This is a genomic window from Pseudaquabacterium rugosum (genome assembly GCF_038066575.1).
In the GTDB taxonomy this organism is placed as follows: domain Bacteria; phylum Pseudomonadota; class Gammaproteobacteria; order Burkholderiales; family Burkholderiaceae_C; genus Pseudaquabacterium; species Pseudaquabacterium rugosum.
The window spans coordinates 26,260-41,972 of record NZ_JBBUTF010000022.1 but is presented as its reverse complement, the minus strand read 5'-3'; the positions used below and the strand labels follow the sequence as shown (position 1 = coordinate 41,972).

The 15,713-nt window shown below is 73.5% G+C and carries 14 protein-coding genes; 13 read left to right on the top strand and 1 reads right to left on the bottom strand.

Annotation, left to right across the window (positions count from 1 at the left end; translation table 11 throughout):
• Positions 1–261 precede the first annotated feature (261 nt).
• From AACH11_RS20365 to AACH11_RS20320, 10 genes are all read left to right on the top strand, one after another.
• Complete coding sequence (locus AACH11_RS20365; RefSeq protein ID WP_341376108.1) at positions 262–1,143, top strand: ZIP family metal transporter; 882 nt, start codon at positions 262–264, stop codon at positions 1,141–1,143.
• Between the two features lie 4 nt (positions 1,144–1,147).
• Positions 1,148–1,645: a hypothetical protein gene (locus tag AACH11_RS20360; RefSeq protein WP_341376107.1), complete on the top strand. Its 498-nt coding sequence runs from the start codon at positions 1,148–1,150 to the stop codon at positions 1,643–1,645.
• Positions 1,646–1,717: 72 nt separating this feature from the next.
• Positions 1,718–2,335: a superoxide dismutase gene (locus tag AACH11_RS20355; protein WP_341376106.1), complete on the top strand. Its 618-nt coding sequence runs from the start codon at positions 1,718–1,720 to the stop codon at positions 2,333–2,335.
• A 258-nt stretch (positions 2,336–2,593) separates the two neighbouring features.
• On the top strand, positions 2,594–4,843 hold the full coding sequence (locus tag AACH11_RS20350; protein ID WP_341376105.1) for a TonB-dependent siderophore receptor: 2,250 nt from the start codon (positions 2,594–2,596) through the stop codon (positions 4,841–4,843).
• 8 nt (positions 4,844–4,851) lie between these two features.
• Complete coding sequence (locus AACH11_RS20345; protein ID WP_341376104.1) at positions 4,852–5,127, top strand: iron uptake protein; 276 nt, start codon at positions 4,852–4,854, stop codon at positions 5,125–5,127.
• A gap of 21 nt (positions 5,128–5,148) precedes the next feature.
• Complete coding sequence (locus AACH11_RS20340; protein WP_341376103.1) at positions 5,149–6,954, top strand: PepSY-associated TM helix domain-containing protein; 1,806 nt, start codon at positions 5,149–5,151, stop codon at positions 6,952–6,954.
• Positions 6,951–7,283, top strand: a complete 333-nt coding sequence (locus AACH11_RS20335) for a DUF3325 family protein (RefSeq protein WP_341376102.1) — start codon at positions 6,951–6,953, stop codon at positions 7,281–7,283. Before AACH11_RS20340 ends, AACH11_RS20335 begins: the two co-directional genes overlap by 4 nt.
• Positions 7,280–7,888 carry a sigma-70 family RNA polymerase sigma factor gene (locus tag AACH11_RS20330; RefSeq protein ID WP_341376101.1) on the top strand — a complete coding sequence of 203 codons (609 nt, stop codon included), beginning with the start codon at positions 7,280–7,282 and terminating at the stop codon, positions 7,886–7,888. Before AACH11_RS20335 ends, AACH11_RS20330 begins: the two co-directional genes overlap by 4 nt.
• On the top strand, positions 7,885–9,027 hold the full coding sequence (locus tag AACH11_RS20325) for a DUF4880 domain-containing protein (RefSeq protein WP_341376100.1): 1,143 nt from the start codon (positions 7,885–7,887) through the stop codon (positions 9,025–9,027). The genes AACH11_RS20330 and AACH11_RS20325 overlap by 4 nt, the downstream gene beginning before the upstream one ends.
• A gap of 156 nt (positions 9,028–9,183) precedes the next feature.
• Positions 9,184–11,595, top strand: coding sequence for a TonB-dependent receptor (locus tag AACH11_RS20320; protein ID WP_341376099.1), 2,412 nt, complete (start codon positions 9,184–9,186; stop codon positions 11,593–11,595).
• On the opposite strand, the gene AACH11_RS20315 is transcribed toward AACH11_RS20320, so the two are convergent.
• Positions 11,579–12,535 carry a LysR family transcriptional regulator gene (locus AACH11_RS20315; protein ID WP_341376098.1) on the bottom strand — a complete coding sequence of 319 codons (957 nt, stop codon included), beginning with the start codon at positions 12,533–12,535 and terminating at the stop codon, positions 11,579–11,581. The two genes, AACH11_RS20320 and AACH11_RS20315, sit on opposite strands and share 17 nt — an antisense overlap.
• 198 nt (positions 12,536–12,733) lie before the next feature.
• Here AACH11_RS20315 and AACH11_RS20310 point away from each other — a divergent pair, with 198 nt between their 5' ends.
• The 3 genes from AACH11_RS20310 to AACH11_RS20300 all read left to right on the top strand — a co-directional run bounded on the left by AACH11_RS20310 (position 12,734) and on the right by AACH11_RS20300 (position 15,712).
• The gene (locus AACH11_RS20310) at positions 12,734–12,967 is read left to right on the top strand and encodes a hypothetical protein (RefSeq protein ID WP_341376097.1); all 234 of its coding nucleotides are present in this window, start codon (positions 12,734–12,736) and stop codon (positions 12,965–12,967) included.
• A 244-nt stretch (positions 12,968–13,211) separates the two neighbouring features.
• Complete coding sequence (locus tag AACH11_RS20305) at positions 13,212–14,234, top strand: substrate-binding domain-containing protein (protein WP_341376096.1); 1,023 nt, start codon at positions 13,212–13,214, stop codon at positions 14,232–14,234.
• 209 nt (positions 14,235–14,443) lie between these two features.
• Entirely contained in the window at positions 14,444–15,712 is a 1,269-nt protein-coding gene (locus AACH11_RS20300) for an ABC transporter substrate-binding protein (protein WP_341376095.1), read from the top strand.
• Position 15,713 lies beyond the last annotated feature (1 nt).

Sequence of the window (15,713 nt, the reverse complement as noted above, 5' to 3'; positions counted from 1 at the left end):
CTGAAGGAGGCTGGGGATGTCTGTTGCGCGTGGCTCTGCAGGGGTGTCCCTGGAGGCTTGCCGGGTGGCGGGTCGGCCGTCGCGGCGGCCAGCGCGGGCCGGCCTGCGGTTCGGGTGGTGGTCGGACCGGCGGTCGGCCGCGCGTGAATGTCCGCGCCAGGCGGCCCGCCGCTCGTCCCGCTGGCAGGCCCTGACGGACTGGGGGCTGGTGCTGGCCGTGGTCGGTGCCGTCTGGTGGTGGGTGCCGGTCGGGGGGCTGCCATGAGCGGCCGCAGCCTGTTGCCGCGCCAGTGGATCGGTCTGTCGATCTGCCTGGCCGGCCTGTGGGTGACGTTGGCCCCGCTGTGGGCGCAGGCCACCGCGGTGGACGTGCGCCATGCGCTGCTGCTGTCCAGCGGCGCGGCCCTGGCGACCGCCCTCGGGGTGTTGCCGATGCTGTTGCTGCGGGCGCCGTCGCGCCAGATGCTGGACGTGCTGCTGGGCTTCGGTGCCGGGGTGATGCTGGCGGCGTCGGCCTGGTCGCTGATCCTGCCGGCGCTGCAGATGGTGCGCGGACCGTCGGCCTTCGGCGCCGGTGGGGCCGTGGGCGTGCTCCTGGCCTTGCTGGCCGGCGGCTTCACGCTGATGGCGCTGGAGCGTGTGCTGCCGCACCAGCACCAGCCCGATGGCGGCCGGCCTGCGGTGGGTGGCGCCGAGCTGCCGTGGCGGCGCAGCCTGCTGTTCGTGCTGGCCATCGTCCTGCACAACCTGCCCGAGGGGCTGGCGCTGGGCGTGGCGGCCGTGGGCCTGACCGAGGGCCAGGCCTCCGCGCTGGGCATCGGCATCGCGCTGCAGGATGTGCCCGAAGGCCTGCTCGTCGCACTGGCGCTGTGGCAGGCGGGCATGGCGCGCTGGCGCGCGGCGGTGATCGGCGCGGTCTCGGGTCTGGTCGAGCCCTTGGCGGCGGTGGTGGCGGCCCTGGCGCTGGCCCCGGCGCAGGCGGCGCTGCCGGCGGCGCTGGCCTTCGCGGCGGGGGCCATGCTGTTCGTCGTCAGCCACGAGGTCATCCCCGAGTCCCACCGCCAGGGCCACGAGCGCTCGGCCACCACCGGGCTGCTGCTGGGCTTCGTGCTGATGACGGCGCTCGACCATCTGCTGGCCTGATCCCATGCCACACGACGTCGTCCGTCTCTGGGAGCAGCTGACCCTGCGCGCCCACGGTCTGTACGAGCACGGTCTGTGCGAACGCGCGGTGCCGCTCTACGAGGAAGCCCGCGCGATGGTGCTGTCGGCCTTCCACCGCTGGCCGGCAATGGACGATGCCCTGGCCACGCTGACCGTCAGCCACCTGAACCTGTCCGAGGCCCTGCGCGGCTGCGGCCGGGTGGAGGCGGCCGTGCGCACCGTGCTGTCCATCCACGCCAGCCTGCTGGGCGCGCTGGCCGATGGCCGCACACCGGCCGCGTTGCGGGCGGCCGCCGCCTCGCAGCTGCCGGCCACGCTGTCGGCCCTGAGCCGTCTGGATGCCTGCCACGGGCCGATGCCGGAGTTGCGCCGCTGGCTGTCGGCGGGCTGGCCGCCGGCCGTGCCCGCGCCGGCCGGCACGGCCCCGTCCTCCACCCGATCGACGCCACCGGCGCCGGCCGGGCCACGGCGTCTGCACTGATCCCGCGGCGGCCCTGCGCCGCCGTGCCGTTTCCGGTCTGACCGGAACCCTCTGCTGGAGCCTTGCTTCCTCATGCCCCACGTCCTGCCCGCCTTGCCCTGGCCCACGTCCGCGCTGGAGCCCTGCATCGACACCGCGACCATGGAGATCCACCATGGCCGCCACCATCAGACCTATGTCGACGGCCTGAACAAGGCCCTGGCCGGCAGCGGCCTGGAAGACCTGCCGGTCGAGGCCCTGCTGCGGCGCTGGGACGACCTGCCCGCGACGCTGCAGGGCGCCGTGCGCAACCACGGCGGCGGCCATGCCAACCACAGCCTGTTCTGGCAGACCATGACGCCGGGCGGCGGGACGCCCGACGCCGAACTGGCGGCCTCCCTGACGCGCGACCTGGGCGGCATCGAGGGCTTCCGCACCCGCTGGACCGAGGCCGCGCTCAGCCGCTTCGGCAGCGGCTGGGCCTGGCTGTGCCTGAAGCCGGATGGCCATCTGGTCATCGAGAGCAGCGCCAACCAGGACAGCCCGCTGATGCACGGCCACCAGCCGCTGGCCGGGCTGGACGTCTGGGAGCATGCCTACTACCTGAAGTACCAGAACCGGCGGGCCGAGTACGTCGCCGCCTTCTTCCAGGTGATGGACTGGGCCGCGGTCGGGCAGCGCTGGCGTGCGGCGGTGCATGCCCTGGGTTGAGGTGCGGATTTGATGAATCGCAATGCGAGGCGTTATCATTTGCATTGATTCGTCCTGAATCGGCCGATCCGCCCGCCGGATCCGCCGTGCCGTGCCCGCAGCGTTCAGTCCTGCGGGGCGGTGCATCCGGTAGCCGTCGCCCGGATGCGGTCCGTCCTGCCGGCAGCACCGTGGTCACGGTCCGCCGCCGGCATCCGTGTCCCTGCTGTCTTCCGTCATCCGATGTCGAACCCTGTCCGAGGCCGCCGCCGGCCCCGCATGGCCTGGCCCCGCGCCGTCGCCTGCTGCACGTCCCTGGCTGCCGTCGCCGGCCCGGCCCTGGCCCAGTCCCCGTCCGCTGAGCCGCCGGCTGCCACGGCACCGGCCACCGCCACCGCCACCGCCACTGCCACCGTGCAGGCCCCGGCCCCCGCCGCGTCCGCCACGACCGCGCTGCAGCCGCTGAAGGTCCGTGCCCGGGCGATGGCCGCCGACCGGTCTGCGCCGACGGAGGGCACCGGCGCCTATCACGCGGAAAGCACGTCCACCGCCACCGGCCTGAACCTGAGCCCGCGCGAGACGCCGCAGGCCGTCACCGTCATCACCCGCCAGCGCATCGAGGACCAGGCGCTCGCCACCGTCACCGACATCGTCAACGCCGCCACCGGCGTGACGGCCAAGGAATACGACAGCCACCGCCACGGCTACAAGGCGCGTGGCTTCGACATCTCCAGCCTGCTGCACGACGGCCTGCCCATGGCCTGGGAGGCCAGCTGGGCCGGCGGCGAGACGCTGTTGCCGGCCGAGTTCTACGACCGGGTCGAGGTCGTGCGCGGGGCGGCCGGTCTGGTCGCCGGGGTCGGTGATCCGGGCGCGGCCATCAACCTGGTGCAGAAGCGGGCCACCGCGCGCACGCTGACCGGCCAGGCCCAGCTGAGCCTGGGCAGCCGCTCGCTGCGCGAGGGCATGGTCGACGTCAGCGCGCCGCTGGACGCCCGCGGCGACCTGCGCGGCCGCGTGGTGGCCTTGGCCGGTCAGCAGGATTCCTGGCGCCGCTACGCACAGGACAACCGTCAGCTGCTGCTGGCGACCCTCGGCGCCGACCTGGGGCCGCGCACCCAGCTCGACGTCTCCTGGAGCGTGCAGCGCAACGACCCGAAGGGCCCGACCTGGGGCGCGCTGCCGACCTGGTATGCCGATGGCAGCGACACCGACTTCGGCCTGTCGGACACCACCGCCGCCCGCTGGACGCGCTGGCTGACCGACAACCGCAAGCTCAACGTCGACCTGCGCCACACGCTGGCCGGCGGCTGGAGCCTGCGTGGCGTGCTGCAGCGGGTGCAGACCGAGAGCCACTCCAAGTTGCTCTATCTCTACGGTTATGCCGATGCCACCACGGGTCTGGGCATGTCCGCCTGGCCCGGCCGTTATGACACCGAGCGCACGCAGGACGACCTGAGCCTGCGCGCCAGCGGCCCGCTGCAGCTGTTCGGCCGCCGCCACGAGCTGAGCGTGAACCTGCACCACGCGCGGCAGGACTTCGCCGCGCTCGGCTGGGGCTTCGACTGGGCCGCGCTCGACAGCGTGGGCGACATCCGCGCCTGGGACGGCAGCTATGCCGAGCCGGCCTGGACCAGCGCCAGCCCCTACGAGTCCTACGAGACGCGCCAGACCGCGCTGTCGGCCGTCGGCCGTTTCAGCCTGGCCGATGACCTCAAGCTCATCGCCGGCCTGCGCCAGACCCGCTGGCGCAAGGACGTCACCAGCAGCGGCGTGAAGCTGCAGGCCGATCGCCTGACGCCCTATCTGGGGCTGGTGCTGGATCTGGACGAGCGCCTGTCGGCCTATGCCAGCCACACCAGCATCTTCAAGCCGCAGACCGAGCGCGACCGCTACGGCGCCTATCTCGCACCGGTCATCGGCCGCGTCAGCGAGGTCGGCCTGAAGGGCGATTTCCTGGACGGCCGGCTGCAGGGCCAGGCCAGCCTGTTCCACATCCGCCAGGACGGGTTGGCGCAGACCGACACCGGCCAGTACGTGCCCGGCACCAGCCCGCCCGTCGAGGCGTCCTATGCCAGCGAAGGCGCGACCAGCCGCGGCTACGAGCTGGAGCTGACCGGCTCGCCGAGCGCCGACTGGCAGCTGTCGGCCGGCTGGTCCCACTTCATCGCCGAGGATGCGCAGGGCCAGGCCGTCAACAGCGACCATCCGCGGCGCACGCTGAAGCTGCACACCCGCTGGCGCCTGCCCGCGCAGTGGCAGGCCGTCACCGTGGGCGGCGGCGTGAACTGGGAAAGCGCGGTCTGGGCCGACGGCAGCAACCCGCTGGGCCAGGCCGAGCGCGTGTCGCAGGGCGCCTACGCGCTGGTCAGCCTGATGGCGCGCTGGCAGGTGCAGCCGGCGCTCGCGCTGCAGCTCAACGTCGACAACGCCCTCGACAAGCGCTACTACAGCCAGGTGGGCTTCTACAGCTCCTACGGCTGGGGTGCACCACGCACCACGCGCCTGAGCGCGCGCTACAGCTTCTGAGGCCGGCGATGCAGATCACCTTGCGCGTGCTGGCGGCCATCTTCGGCGCCTGGGCCTGCACCTGGGCGGTGACCGCCGGCGGGGTGGCCCTGCTGGTCGGCGTCGGGGTCGATTTCCATCCGGCCGAGCAGACGATGACGATGGCCGGCCTGCTGCTGTTCCTGGTGCTGTTCCTGTGGGTGCTGGTCGCCCGCAGCCTGCGCCGGGTCGGCTGGGTGCTGGCGCTGGGCACCGCGCTGCCGACCGCGCTGGCGCTGGCGCTGCAGTCCCGCCTGGTCGCCTGACGTTCGAGACGAGGAGTTCCCATGACCGCCCCTCTCCGTCAGGCCATGGCCTGGCTGCACACCTGGTTCGGGCTGGTGATCGGCTTCGTGCTGATCGTGGTCTTCTTCTTCGGCGCGCTCTCGGTCTTCGACCGCGAGATCGACCGTTGGGCGCTGCCGCAGACCCGCTTCGCGCCGCAGCCCATGCCCTCGTTCGACCGCGTGCTGCTGCCGGCCCTGCAGCGGGTGCAGCCCGACGAGGCCGAGTACGCCGCGCAGATGCCGGCGCTGCACGATGCGGCCCGCGGGCCGGCCACGCCCCGGCTGGAGCTGCCGGCCGACGAGTACTGGGCCTACACCACGCATCGCGATCCGGTGCTGGCCATCGGCACGGGCTTCCGGGTGCCGCAGCCGCGCGATCCGTCGACCCACAACCACATCCACGGCCAGGCGACGATCGATCCGCGCGACGGCCGCGCGGTGCGGGCCGACCAGCTCAAGATCGGCAGTGCCTGGTTCTATCCGATGCACTACGGCCTGCACCTGGGCTGGATGAACCTGGGCATCTACCTGGTCGGCCTGGCGGGGCTGGTGATGATGGCCGCGCTGGTCAGCGGGGTGATCATCCACCGCCGCATCTTCCGCGAGTTCTTCACTTTCCGGCCGCGCAAGTCGGTGCAGCGCAGCACGCTCGATCTGCACAACCTCAGCGGCGTGGCGGGCCTGCCCTTCCACTTCTTCTTCGCCTTCACCGGGCTGCTGATCTTCGCGTCCAGCTACTTCCTGCCGGTCACGCTGTGGCCGCTCAAGCCGCTGCACGACCAGCACGAGGTGGCCGAGGCGCAGGCCACCGGCCTGCCGCACGAGCGCGCGGGCATCGCCGCGCCGCTGGCCTCGGTCGACGCGATGATGGTCGAGGCCCGCCGGCGCTGGGCCGCGCGCGACATGGCCGGCGATGTCGGCTTCCTGATGGTGCGCCACGTCGGCGATGCCAATGCCATCGTCAGCCTCTACCGGGCGGGCAGCGACCGCATCGCGCTGGTCGGCCAGGCCATCCACTTCAAGGGCAGCACCGGCGAGGTGCTGCACGAGGAGCCCGAGCCGCCGGCCGTCTCCGGCCTGCACGAGTTCTTCGTCGGCCTGCACCTGCAGCATTTCGAGCACTGGCTGCTGCGCTGGCTGTACGTGGCCGGCGGCCTGCTGGGCTGCGTGTGCCTGGCCACCGGCTTCCTCTTCTTCGTCGAGAAGCGCAAGCAGCAGCATGCGCGTCAGGGGCGGATCGGGGCGCGGGTGGTCGATGCGCTGGGCGTGGCCAGCGTCACCGGCATGGTGCTGGCGGCCGTCGGCATGCTGGTGGCCAACCGGGCGCTGCCGGCCGATCTGGTGGGCAAGGGCGACTGGGAGCAGGGCGTGTTCTGGGGCGTCTGGCTGGCGGCCGGCCTGCATGCGGCCTGGCGTGGCGCGCCGGTGGCCCGGGCACGGCTGAACCCGGCCTGGCGCGAGCAGTGCCTGGCGCTGGCCGTGCTGGCCGTGGCCGCGGTCGCGCTCAATGCCTGGACGACGGGCGATCACCTGGGCCGCACCTTGTTCCTGCAACCGGACATGGCGGTGGCCGGCGTCGACCTGAGCCTGCTGGTGACCGCGCTGCTGGCGCTGTGGGCGGCGCAGCGTCTGGCCCGCCGCGCGGCCGCCGGCCTGGGCCGGCCGCCCACCTGGAACGCCGCGGCGGGTGCCGATGCGGCGGCTGCGGCTGCGGCGGGCGTGGCCACGGCCGGTGTGGCCCCGCGCGGTGCCGATGCCGCGGCCGTGGCCACGGTGCATGCGCTGCGCGAAGGGCGGGCCCGATGAGCGGCACTGTCGTGGCGTTGCCGGCCGCCGCCGTGCTGCTGCTGGCGGCCCTGGCCGCGCTGGCCGGCATGGTCGGCCTGGCCCTGGCGATGGACGAGCACGCACCGGCGCGGCCGGCCTGGCTCGCGCGCCTCCTGGCGCAGCCGGCCGGCCGGACAGGTCTGCGCGTGCTGGCCGGCCTGGCGCTGGCGCTGTCCTTCGTCCTGTGTCTGCAGGTCGACCGCGGCTCGATGGCCCTGCTGGTCTGGCTGATGCTGATGACGGTGGGCGTGGTGTCCGTCGCCTGGACGCTGGCCTGGGTGCAGGCCCGGCGACCGCCGTCGCGGTGAGCGCGGCGCTGTCGCCCCGGGAGGGGCTGGCCGCCGGTCTGCTGTACCGCGATCACCAGGGCTGGCTGCTGGCCTGGCTGCGGCGGCGGCTGGGCTGCGGCCACCGGGCCGCCGATCTGGCCCAGGACACCTGGCTGCGCCTGATCGTCAGCGGCCGGCTGCCCGAGCCCGCCCAGGCCCGCGCCTTCCTGCTGCAGATTGCCCGCGCGCTGGTCATCGACGGCCATCGACGCCAGGTGCTGGAACAGGCCTGGTTGCAGCACCTGGCCGTGCAGCCCGAGGCGCTGGCGCTGTCGGCCGAGCAGCAGGCCGTGCTGCTGCAGAGCCTGCGCCTGATCGACCGGGCGCTGCAGGCACTGCCCCCGCGCTGCCGCGACACCTTCCTGCTGTCGCGGCTGGAGGGCCTGAGCTACCGCGAGATCGCCGGGCGCCAGGGCTGTGCGCCGGCCACCGTGCGGGCCGACATGCTGCGCGCACTGCAGGCCTGCCATGCCGCCTTCGACGGGGCGGCGGGCGGCCTGCCGGACGGTGGCACCGTCGGTGATGCGGTGGGTGACACCGCCGGTGACGCGGCCGATGACGCGACCGGGGCCGTGGCGCCGTGAGCGACCGCCTGCGCGACGAGGCCCTGCGCTGGCAGGTCTGTCTGTGGTCGGGCGAGGTGACGGCGGCCGAGCGGGCCCGCTTCGAGCGCTGGCACCAGCGCTCGGCGGCGCATCAGCAGGCCTGGCAGCAGGTGCGCCGCTTCGGCCTGTGCCTGGAGGGGCTGGCGGGCGGCGCCGCTGCAGGTGTCGGAGCCGGAGCCGGCCCGGGCGCCGGTCCCTCCGCCGTGCGGCGGCCCGCCCGGGACGACGGCCATGCCGCGGCGGTCGAGCGCGGCACGCCCACGGCCGGGTCTGCCGCTCCGGCCGGCGGCTCACCGGGTGCGGCCGCGCCGTCGTCCCGGCAGACGCCCGCTCCGCTGCGCCGCCGTCTGCTCGGCGCGGGCCTGGTCCTGGGCGGCGGCACCGCCCTCTGGCGCGGCCTCGATCCATCGGCGGGTGGGCGGCTGGCCGCCGGGGACGCCGACCATCGCACCGCCGTCGGCCAGTGGCGGGCCTGGACGCTGGCCGATGGCAGCCAGCTGCATCTGGGCACGGCCACGGCGGTCGATGTCGATCCGGTCGCGCGCACGCTGCGGCTGTACGAGGGCGAGCTGCTGCTGGCGCCGGGCCCGCTCGCACGGGGGGGGACGGGCGTGCAGGGTGGTGCGCAGGGCGAGGGCGAGGGCGTCCGGGGCGCCTGGACCGTGCGCACGCCCGCCGGTGAGGTGTTCGCCCCCGGGGCCCGGGTGTCGGTGCGCCACGTGGCCGCCGAGCGTGGGCGGGGCAGCCGGCTGCAGGTCCATGCCGGCGCGGCCGTCGTGCGCGGTCACGGCCCGGCGGCGCCGCGCCGGGTGCCGGCGGCCGCCCAGTGCTGGTGGACGGCCGGCGCCATCGGCCCGCTGCAGCCGCTGCCGACACTGGCCGATGCCTGGACCCGCGGCCTGCTGGCCGTCGAGCGCCAGCCCCTGGGCGAGCTGCTGGCCGAGCTCGGCCGCTACCGCGCGGGCTGGCTGCGCTGGGATGCGGCGGTGGCGCGCTGGCCGGTCAGCGGCGTGTTCGCGCTGCAGCCGGTCGATGCCGCGCTGGAGGCGCTGGTGCAGGTGCTGCCGCTGCGCCTGCAGCGGCTGGGGCCCTGGTGGGTGTCGGTGCGGGCGGCCTGAGCGGCGGTGTCGATCGACATCCCCCCTGATCGCGGGGGTGATGTGGCGGGGCAGGGCTCAGTCACCGAACGCCCGGGCGGCTCGTCCGGGATAGCGGGGTGTAGGGGTGGCCTGGGGGGCCGCTCCCCGTTGCCCACGATGTCCAGGAGGAATCCCGTGCCCACACCGACCGCCCAGCCCATCCCGCGATGCCCGCATCCGTTCCTCGCGTCGCGCGACCGGGCCGCCGCCCGTCCGCCGGCGCACACCGCCGCCGCCCTGGCCGTCTGGGCCCTGCTGGCCGGCGCCATGCCGCAGGCCCGGGCCGCCGATGCCGTGGCGCCGCCGCCGCAGCAGCAGCAGCAGCAGCAGCAGCAGGCCCGGCTCGTGCAGCACGACATCTCCGCCGGCACGCTCGACGAGGTGCTCAACCGCTACGCCGCCCAGGCCGGCGTGACCCTGGTCGTCGATGCGCGGCTGACGGCCGGCCTGCGCAGCGCCGGCCTGCAGGGCCGCTGGGCCTGGAAGGACGGCCTGGCCCGCATCCTGGACGGCACCGGCCTGCAGGCGCAGGCGCTGCCCCAGGGCGGCTGGACCGTGCTGCGCGCCGCCGCGGCCGGCGCTGCCGCCGGCCTGCCGGCAGGCGTCACGACCCCGGCCACGGCCACGGCCACGGCCACGGCCGCCACGCCGGCCCCCGCCGCGGTGGCCGAGGTCGGCCTGCCGGCGCTGCGAGTGCGTGGCCGCGAGGAGCGCCCCGGTGAACCGGCCCGCGTCACGGCCGCCACCCTGCAGCGGACCCAGGCCCGCGACCTGGAGGACGTGTTCGCCGGCCAGGCGGACGTGGTCGTCGGCGGCGGCCACGCGGTGGCCCAGAAGGTCTATCTGCGCGGCCTGGAGGACACGCTGCTGCAGGTCACCGTCGATGGCGCGGCCGTCGCGGGCCAGACCTTCCACCACACCGGCCGCATCCAGGTCGAGCCCGAGCTGCTCAAGCGCGTCAGCCTGCAGGCCGGCCCGGGTGATGCGACCGCCGGCCCCGGCGCCCTCGGCGGCGCCCTGCGCTTCGAGACCAAGGATCCGCAGGATCTGCTGCGCCCGGGCGAGCGCGCCGGGGCGCTGGTCAAGCTCGGCCACAGCGGCAATGGCCGGGGCAGCCGCGTCCACACCAGCCTGTTCGGCCGCCTGAACGAGGACTGGTCGGCCCTGCTGGCGCTGACCGACCAGGACGAGAACGACTACCGCGACGGGGCCGGCCGCACCGTCACCGGCAGCGGGGCCCGCCAGCGCCTGGGGATGTTCAAGCTCGTCGGCGAGCCCTGGCAGGGCCACCGCCTGAGCCTGGGCCTGCAGCAGCAGCGCGACGAGGGCCTGCGCGCCCAGCGGCCGCAATGGGTGATCAGCAGCTTCAACGCCGCCTACCCGCTGGAGAGCAGCCGGCGCAGCGGCACCCTGGGCTGGACCTGGGATCCCGGCCACCCGTCCGTCCATGTCGAGGCCACGGCCTACGACAGCCGCCAGGACCTGCAGCAGGACGTGGTCGGCCGCTGGGGCCTGTTCACCGGCCGGGTCCACAGCAGCGGGCTGGACCTGCGCAACATCGCCCAGGGTGGCTGGGGCCAGCTGGTCTACGGCATCGACCACCGGCTCGACCGCATCCGCTCGGGCGCCGGCAGCAGCCCGGACGACCATGCCGAGCGGGGCCGGGTCAGCGGCGCCTATGCCCAGGCCACGCTGCGGCTGCAGCCCGCCTGGACGCTGGACCTGGGCCTGCGCCATGACCGCTGGCGCCTGAGCACCGTCGACGGCGCGCAGCGCGCGGCCGACGGCTACAGCCCGAACGCCACGCTGCGCTGGCAGTCACCGAACGGCTGGGCGCTGCATGCCGGCCATGGCCGGGCGCTGCGCGGACCCAAGGTGCGCGACGCCTTCAAGCAGGACGTGCTGGCGGCCAGCGCCGCCGATCTGCGCCCCGAACAGGCCGCCGGCTCCGAGCTGGGCGTGCTGCGCCGGCTCGGCGGCTGGACGCTCGATGGCCGGCTCTTCCGCACCACGGTCGACGACGTGATCGCCGATCCGCTGGGCCGTCCGGTGCGCTACGAGAACGTCGGCCGCCTGCGCTCGCAGGGTTGGCTGCTGCAGGCCAACGGCGGGCAGGGCGCCTGGCAGTACGGCGCCGGCCTGCAGCATGTGCGGGCCACGCTGAACGGGCGGCGCCTGAACGCCTACGAGCACAACGGCCTGGGCACCAGCCAGGGCGACACCCTCAGCGCCCAGGCGCAGTGGCGGGCCACGCCGCAGCTGGAGCTGGGCTGGCAGGGCCGCTTCGTGCGCGCCATCGACGCGTTGGAGACGGCCGTGGGCACGGTGCGCAAGCCCGGCTATGCGGTGCACGACCTGCAGGCCGACTGGCGTCCGAGGGCCGCGCCGGACTGGACCGTCTCGCTGGTGCTCAAGAACGTGTTCGACCACGACCATCTGGACCACGGCAGCAACGAGGATTTCCAGTCGATCGCGGGCTACGAGGGGGTGGTCGGCTCACGCGAGCCGGGGCGGGCGCTGCGGCTGAGCGTCAGCGCCCGGTTCTGAGCTCGGGCGCCGGCCCGGCCGCGGCGGCCGCCAGCAGCCGCTCGCGCAACCAGCGCTGGGCCGGATGGTGGTCGAGCCGGCGGTGCCACAGCAGGTGCACCGCCATCGGCGCGATCGGCAGCGGCAGCGGGCGGCTGATCAGCGCCTCGGCCGCGCCCGTCATCGGCAGGAAGGCCTCGGGCAGCACCGCCAGCAGGTCGGTGGCGGCCACCACGCGGCCGGCGGTGAAGAACTGGTTGACCGTCAGCACCAGCCGGCGCTGGCGGCCGAGCGCGCTCAGCGCCTCGTCGATCAGGCCCTGCGGCCGGCCGGAGAAGCTCACCAGCAGGTGGTCGGCGGCGCAGTAGCGCTCCAGATCCAGCGGCCCGTCGGCCAGCGGGTGTCCGCGCCGCATGACACACACATAACGCGATGGGTAGAGTGCGCGGTGGGCCAGATCGGCCTGGGCGCCCAGGCCGGACAGGCGCGCCACCACCTCGGGGAAGTGGCCGATGGCCAGATCGGCCTCGCCACGGTCGAGCAGGGCGCCCGGATCGCGGGTGGCCAGCGGCAGCACGCGCAGCCGGGCCTGCGCGGCGCGGGCGCCGAGATCGGCCATCAGCGGCGGCAGCATCAGCGCGGCGGTGGCGTCGGCCATCGCCAGCACGAAGGACTGCGGCGCGGTCTGCGGGTCGTAGTCGACCGGGTCCAGCGTCTGGCGCAGCTGGCGCAGGGCCTGCTGCACCGGCGGCCACAGGTCGTGCGCGCGCTGGGTGGGGCGCACGCCGTGGGCGGCGCGGGTGAACAGCGGCTCGCCCACCGCCTCGCGCAGCCGGCGCAGCGCCTGGCTGACGGCGGGCTGGGTCATCGCCAGCTGACCGGCGGCGCGGGTCAGGTTGCGCTCGGCCATCACGGCGTCGAACACGCGCAGCAGATTGAGGTCGAATGTGCGGAAGTTCATGTCTGTGGCCACTCGATGGCCGTGTCATCACTGACGCGAATATCAGGGATGCGCATTTCCACCGGACGCCGACTGCGGGTTAACCCTAGACTGCGAAGCATCGGGGTTTACCCCAGGATGCCTTCGGATCCGGAGGCCCCCGAGCGGCGCACGGCACACCGGCGCGCCACGACCTGACGCCCTACCCAGGAGCCCGCCATGACCGCCCACAGCATGTCCTTCCGCCACAGCAGCCCGCTGGATCTGGCCTTCGCCCGCGTCGCCGCCGGTATCCAGACCGCCGTCGGTGCGCTGGGCCGCTGGTGGCAGGCCCCGGTCAGCAGCGAGCCGCGCAATGCCGAGGAGCTGATGGAGCTGGCCGCCCACTACGAGGCCACCCAGCCGTCCTACGCCGAGGACCTGCGCGCGATGGCGCGCCGCCACATGGACTGAGGCGCACGGCATCGGCCAGGGGCCACCCCCGAGGCCCGCCGGCCGATGCCCGGCCCGCGGCCGGCCGACCGATCCTGGGGATGACCCGGATGCTCAGGATCAAAAGCGCTTTGGACAATGGCCAAACCGCTTTGAACTCCGGCCGCTTCCGCGGCCCGTGCCGACCATGAACGGCTCCTTCACTCCGGGTGTCCGCCCGCCGCCGTCCTGGCCGGCCCGGCCGGGCCTTGGATAATCGGCCCCGATGTCGATCAATCTGAAGGAGCTGTCCGCGCGGCTGGGGCTGTCGCCGACGACGGTCAGCCGCGCCCTCGGGGGCTACAGTGACGTGAGCCCGGTGACCCGCGAACGCGTGCAGCAGGCCGCCCGCGAGTCCGGCTACCAACCCAACCGTGCCGCCCGCCAGGTGGCGATGGGCCGCTCCGACGCCATCGGCGTCATCTACTCGGCCGCCAGCGAGTTCCTCGGCAATCCGTCCTTCCGCGAGATGCTGGAGGGGCTGTCGCACACGCTGGAGCAGACCGAGACCGATCTGCTGGTGGCCACCGCGCCGCGCCAGAACGAGCTGCGCGTCTACGAACGCATGGTCAAGGGCCGTCGGGTGGACGCGCTGCTGGTCGCGCAGACGCTGCGTGACGATCCCCGCATCGACTACCTGCAGCGCACCGGCTTTCCCTTCGTCGCCTACGGCCGCACGGCCGAGCCCGACGGCTACGCCTGGCTGGACTTCGACAACGAGGCCTGCTCGCGGCTGGCCGTGCTGCGGCTGCTGGCGCTCGGCCACCGGCGCATCGCCTACGTGCACTCGCCGCTGGAGATGAACTACGCGTTCCAGCGCCATGCCGGCTATCTGCAGGCGATGCGCGAGGCCGGCATCGAGCCCGATCCGGCCTGGGTGCTGGGCGGCAGCCTGGCGCGGCGCAGCGGTCATGCGGCCGCCCAGCAGCTGCTGGTGCTCTCGCCGCGGCCCACGGCGGTGATCGTCGACAACAACCTCGGTGGCGTCGGCCTGATCCGCGCGCTGCTGGATGCGGGTGTGCGCATCGGGCGTGACATCTCGGTCATCGTCAACGAGGGGGTGCCCGAGGACACGCTGTTCAGCCAGTTCCGCGTCGCGGCCGTCACCCAGCCCACGGCCTACACCACCGGGCAGGCGCTGGGCGAGCTGCTGCTGGGCGTGTCCGGCCGCCAGCCGCTGGCCGAGCGCCAGGTGCTGCGCCAGCCGGGCTTCGTCGACGGCGACACCATCGGCCCGCCGCCGGAATGAGGTCGGCGGCCGCGCCCGCGCCGGGCCGGCCATCCCCCGTCGTGCATCTCCAGGACCAGGGTATGCCCTGAGTCGCGATCCAAAGCGATTTGGATAAAGTCCAAACCGCTTTGGAGATGGAGGTGCCGGACACGGTGGCCCCGCCATCGTCGCTGCAGCCTGACGGCCGTCGAGCCGTCCGAACGACCTGAACCGAACCCGGAGACGCCATGCACAAGACCCTCAAGCCCATCGCCGTCGCCGCTCTGCTCACCGCAGGCAGCCTCGTCGGCGCGCAAGCCGCCACCGTCACCATCTCCTGCGGCTCGGTGGGCCAGGATTTCGAGTTCTGCAAGAAGCACACGGAGGCCTGGTCGAAGAAGACCGGCCACACGGTCAAGCTGTTCACGCCGCCGCAGTCGACGACCGACATCCTGGCCCTGTTCCGCCAGATGTTCGCCGCCAAGAGCGCCGATCTCGACGTGATCAACGTCGACGTGGTCTGGCCCGGCATGATCAAGGACCATCTGCTGGACCTGAAGCCTTACTCCAAGGGTGTGGAGAAAACCCACTTCCCGTCCATCGTCGCCAACAACACGGCCGACGGCAAGCTGATCGCCATGCCGTGGTTCACCGATGCCGGCCTGCTCTACTACCGCAAGGACCTGCTGGACAAGCACGGCGAGAAGCCGCCGGCCACCTGGGAGCAGCTGGCGGCCACCGCCAGGAAGATCCAGGACGCCGAGCGCAAGGCCGGCAATGCCGACATGCAGGGCTTCGTCTTCCAGGCCAAGGCCTACGAGGGCCTGACCTGTGATGCCGTGGAATGGCTGTGGAGCTACGGCGGCGGCAACATCGTGGACGCGGGCGGCAAGATCACCGTCAACAACCCGAACGCGGTCAAGGCGCTGAACACCGCCGCCTCGTGGATCGGCACCATCGCCCCGGCCGGCGTGCTGAACTACGGCGAGGAGGACGCCCGCGGCGTGTTCCAGAACGGCAATGCCGTGTTCATGCGCAACTGGCCCTATGCCTGGAGCCTGGGCAACGGCGCCGACAGCAAGATCAAGGACAAGATCGGCGTCTCGGCCCTGCCCAAGGGCGGCGAGGGCGGCCAGCACGCGGCCACCCTCGGCGGCTGGCAGCTGGCCGTCAGCAAGTACTCCAAGGCCCCCGCCGAGGCCGCTGATCTGGTGATGTACCTGACGAGCAAGGACGTGCAGAAGGAGCGTGCGATCAAGGGCTCGTACAACCCGACCATCCCCGAGCTCTACAAGGACAAGGAGGTGCTGGCCGCCGCCCCGTTCTTCGGCAGCCTCTATGACGTGTTCACCAGCGCCGTGCCGCGTCCGGCCACCGCCACGGGCCTGAAGTACAACGAGGTCAGCGCCGCGTTCTGGAACAGCACGCACGACGTGCTGTCGGGCAAGGAGAAGGCCGAGGTCTCGCTGAAGAAGCTCGAAGGCAAGCTCAAGCAGGTCCAGCGCGGCAAGTGGTGAT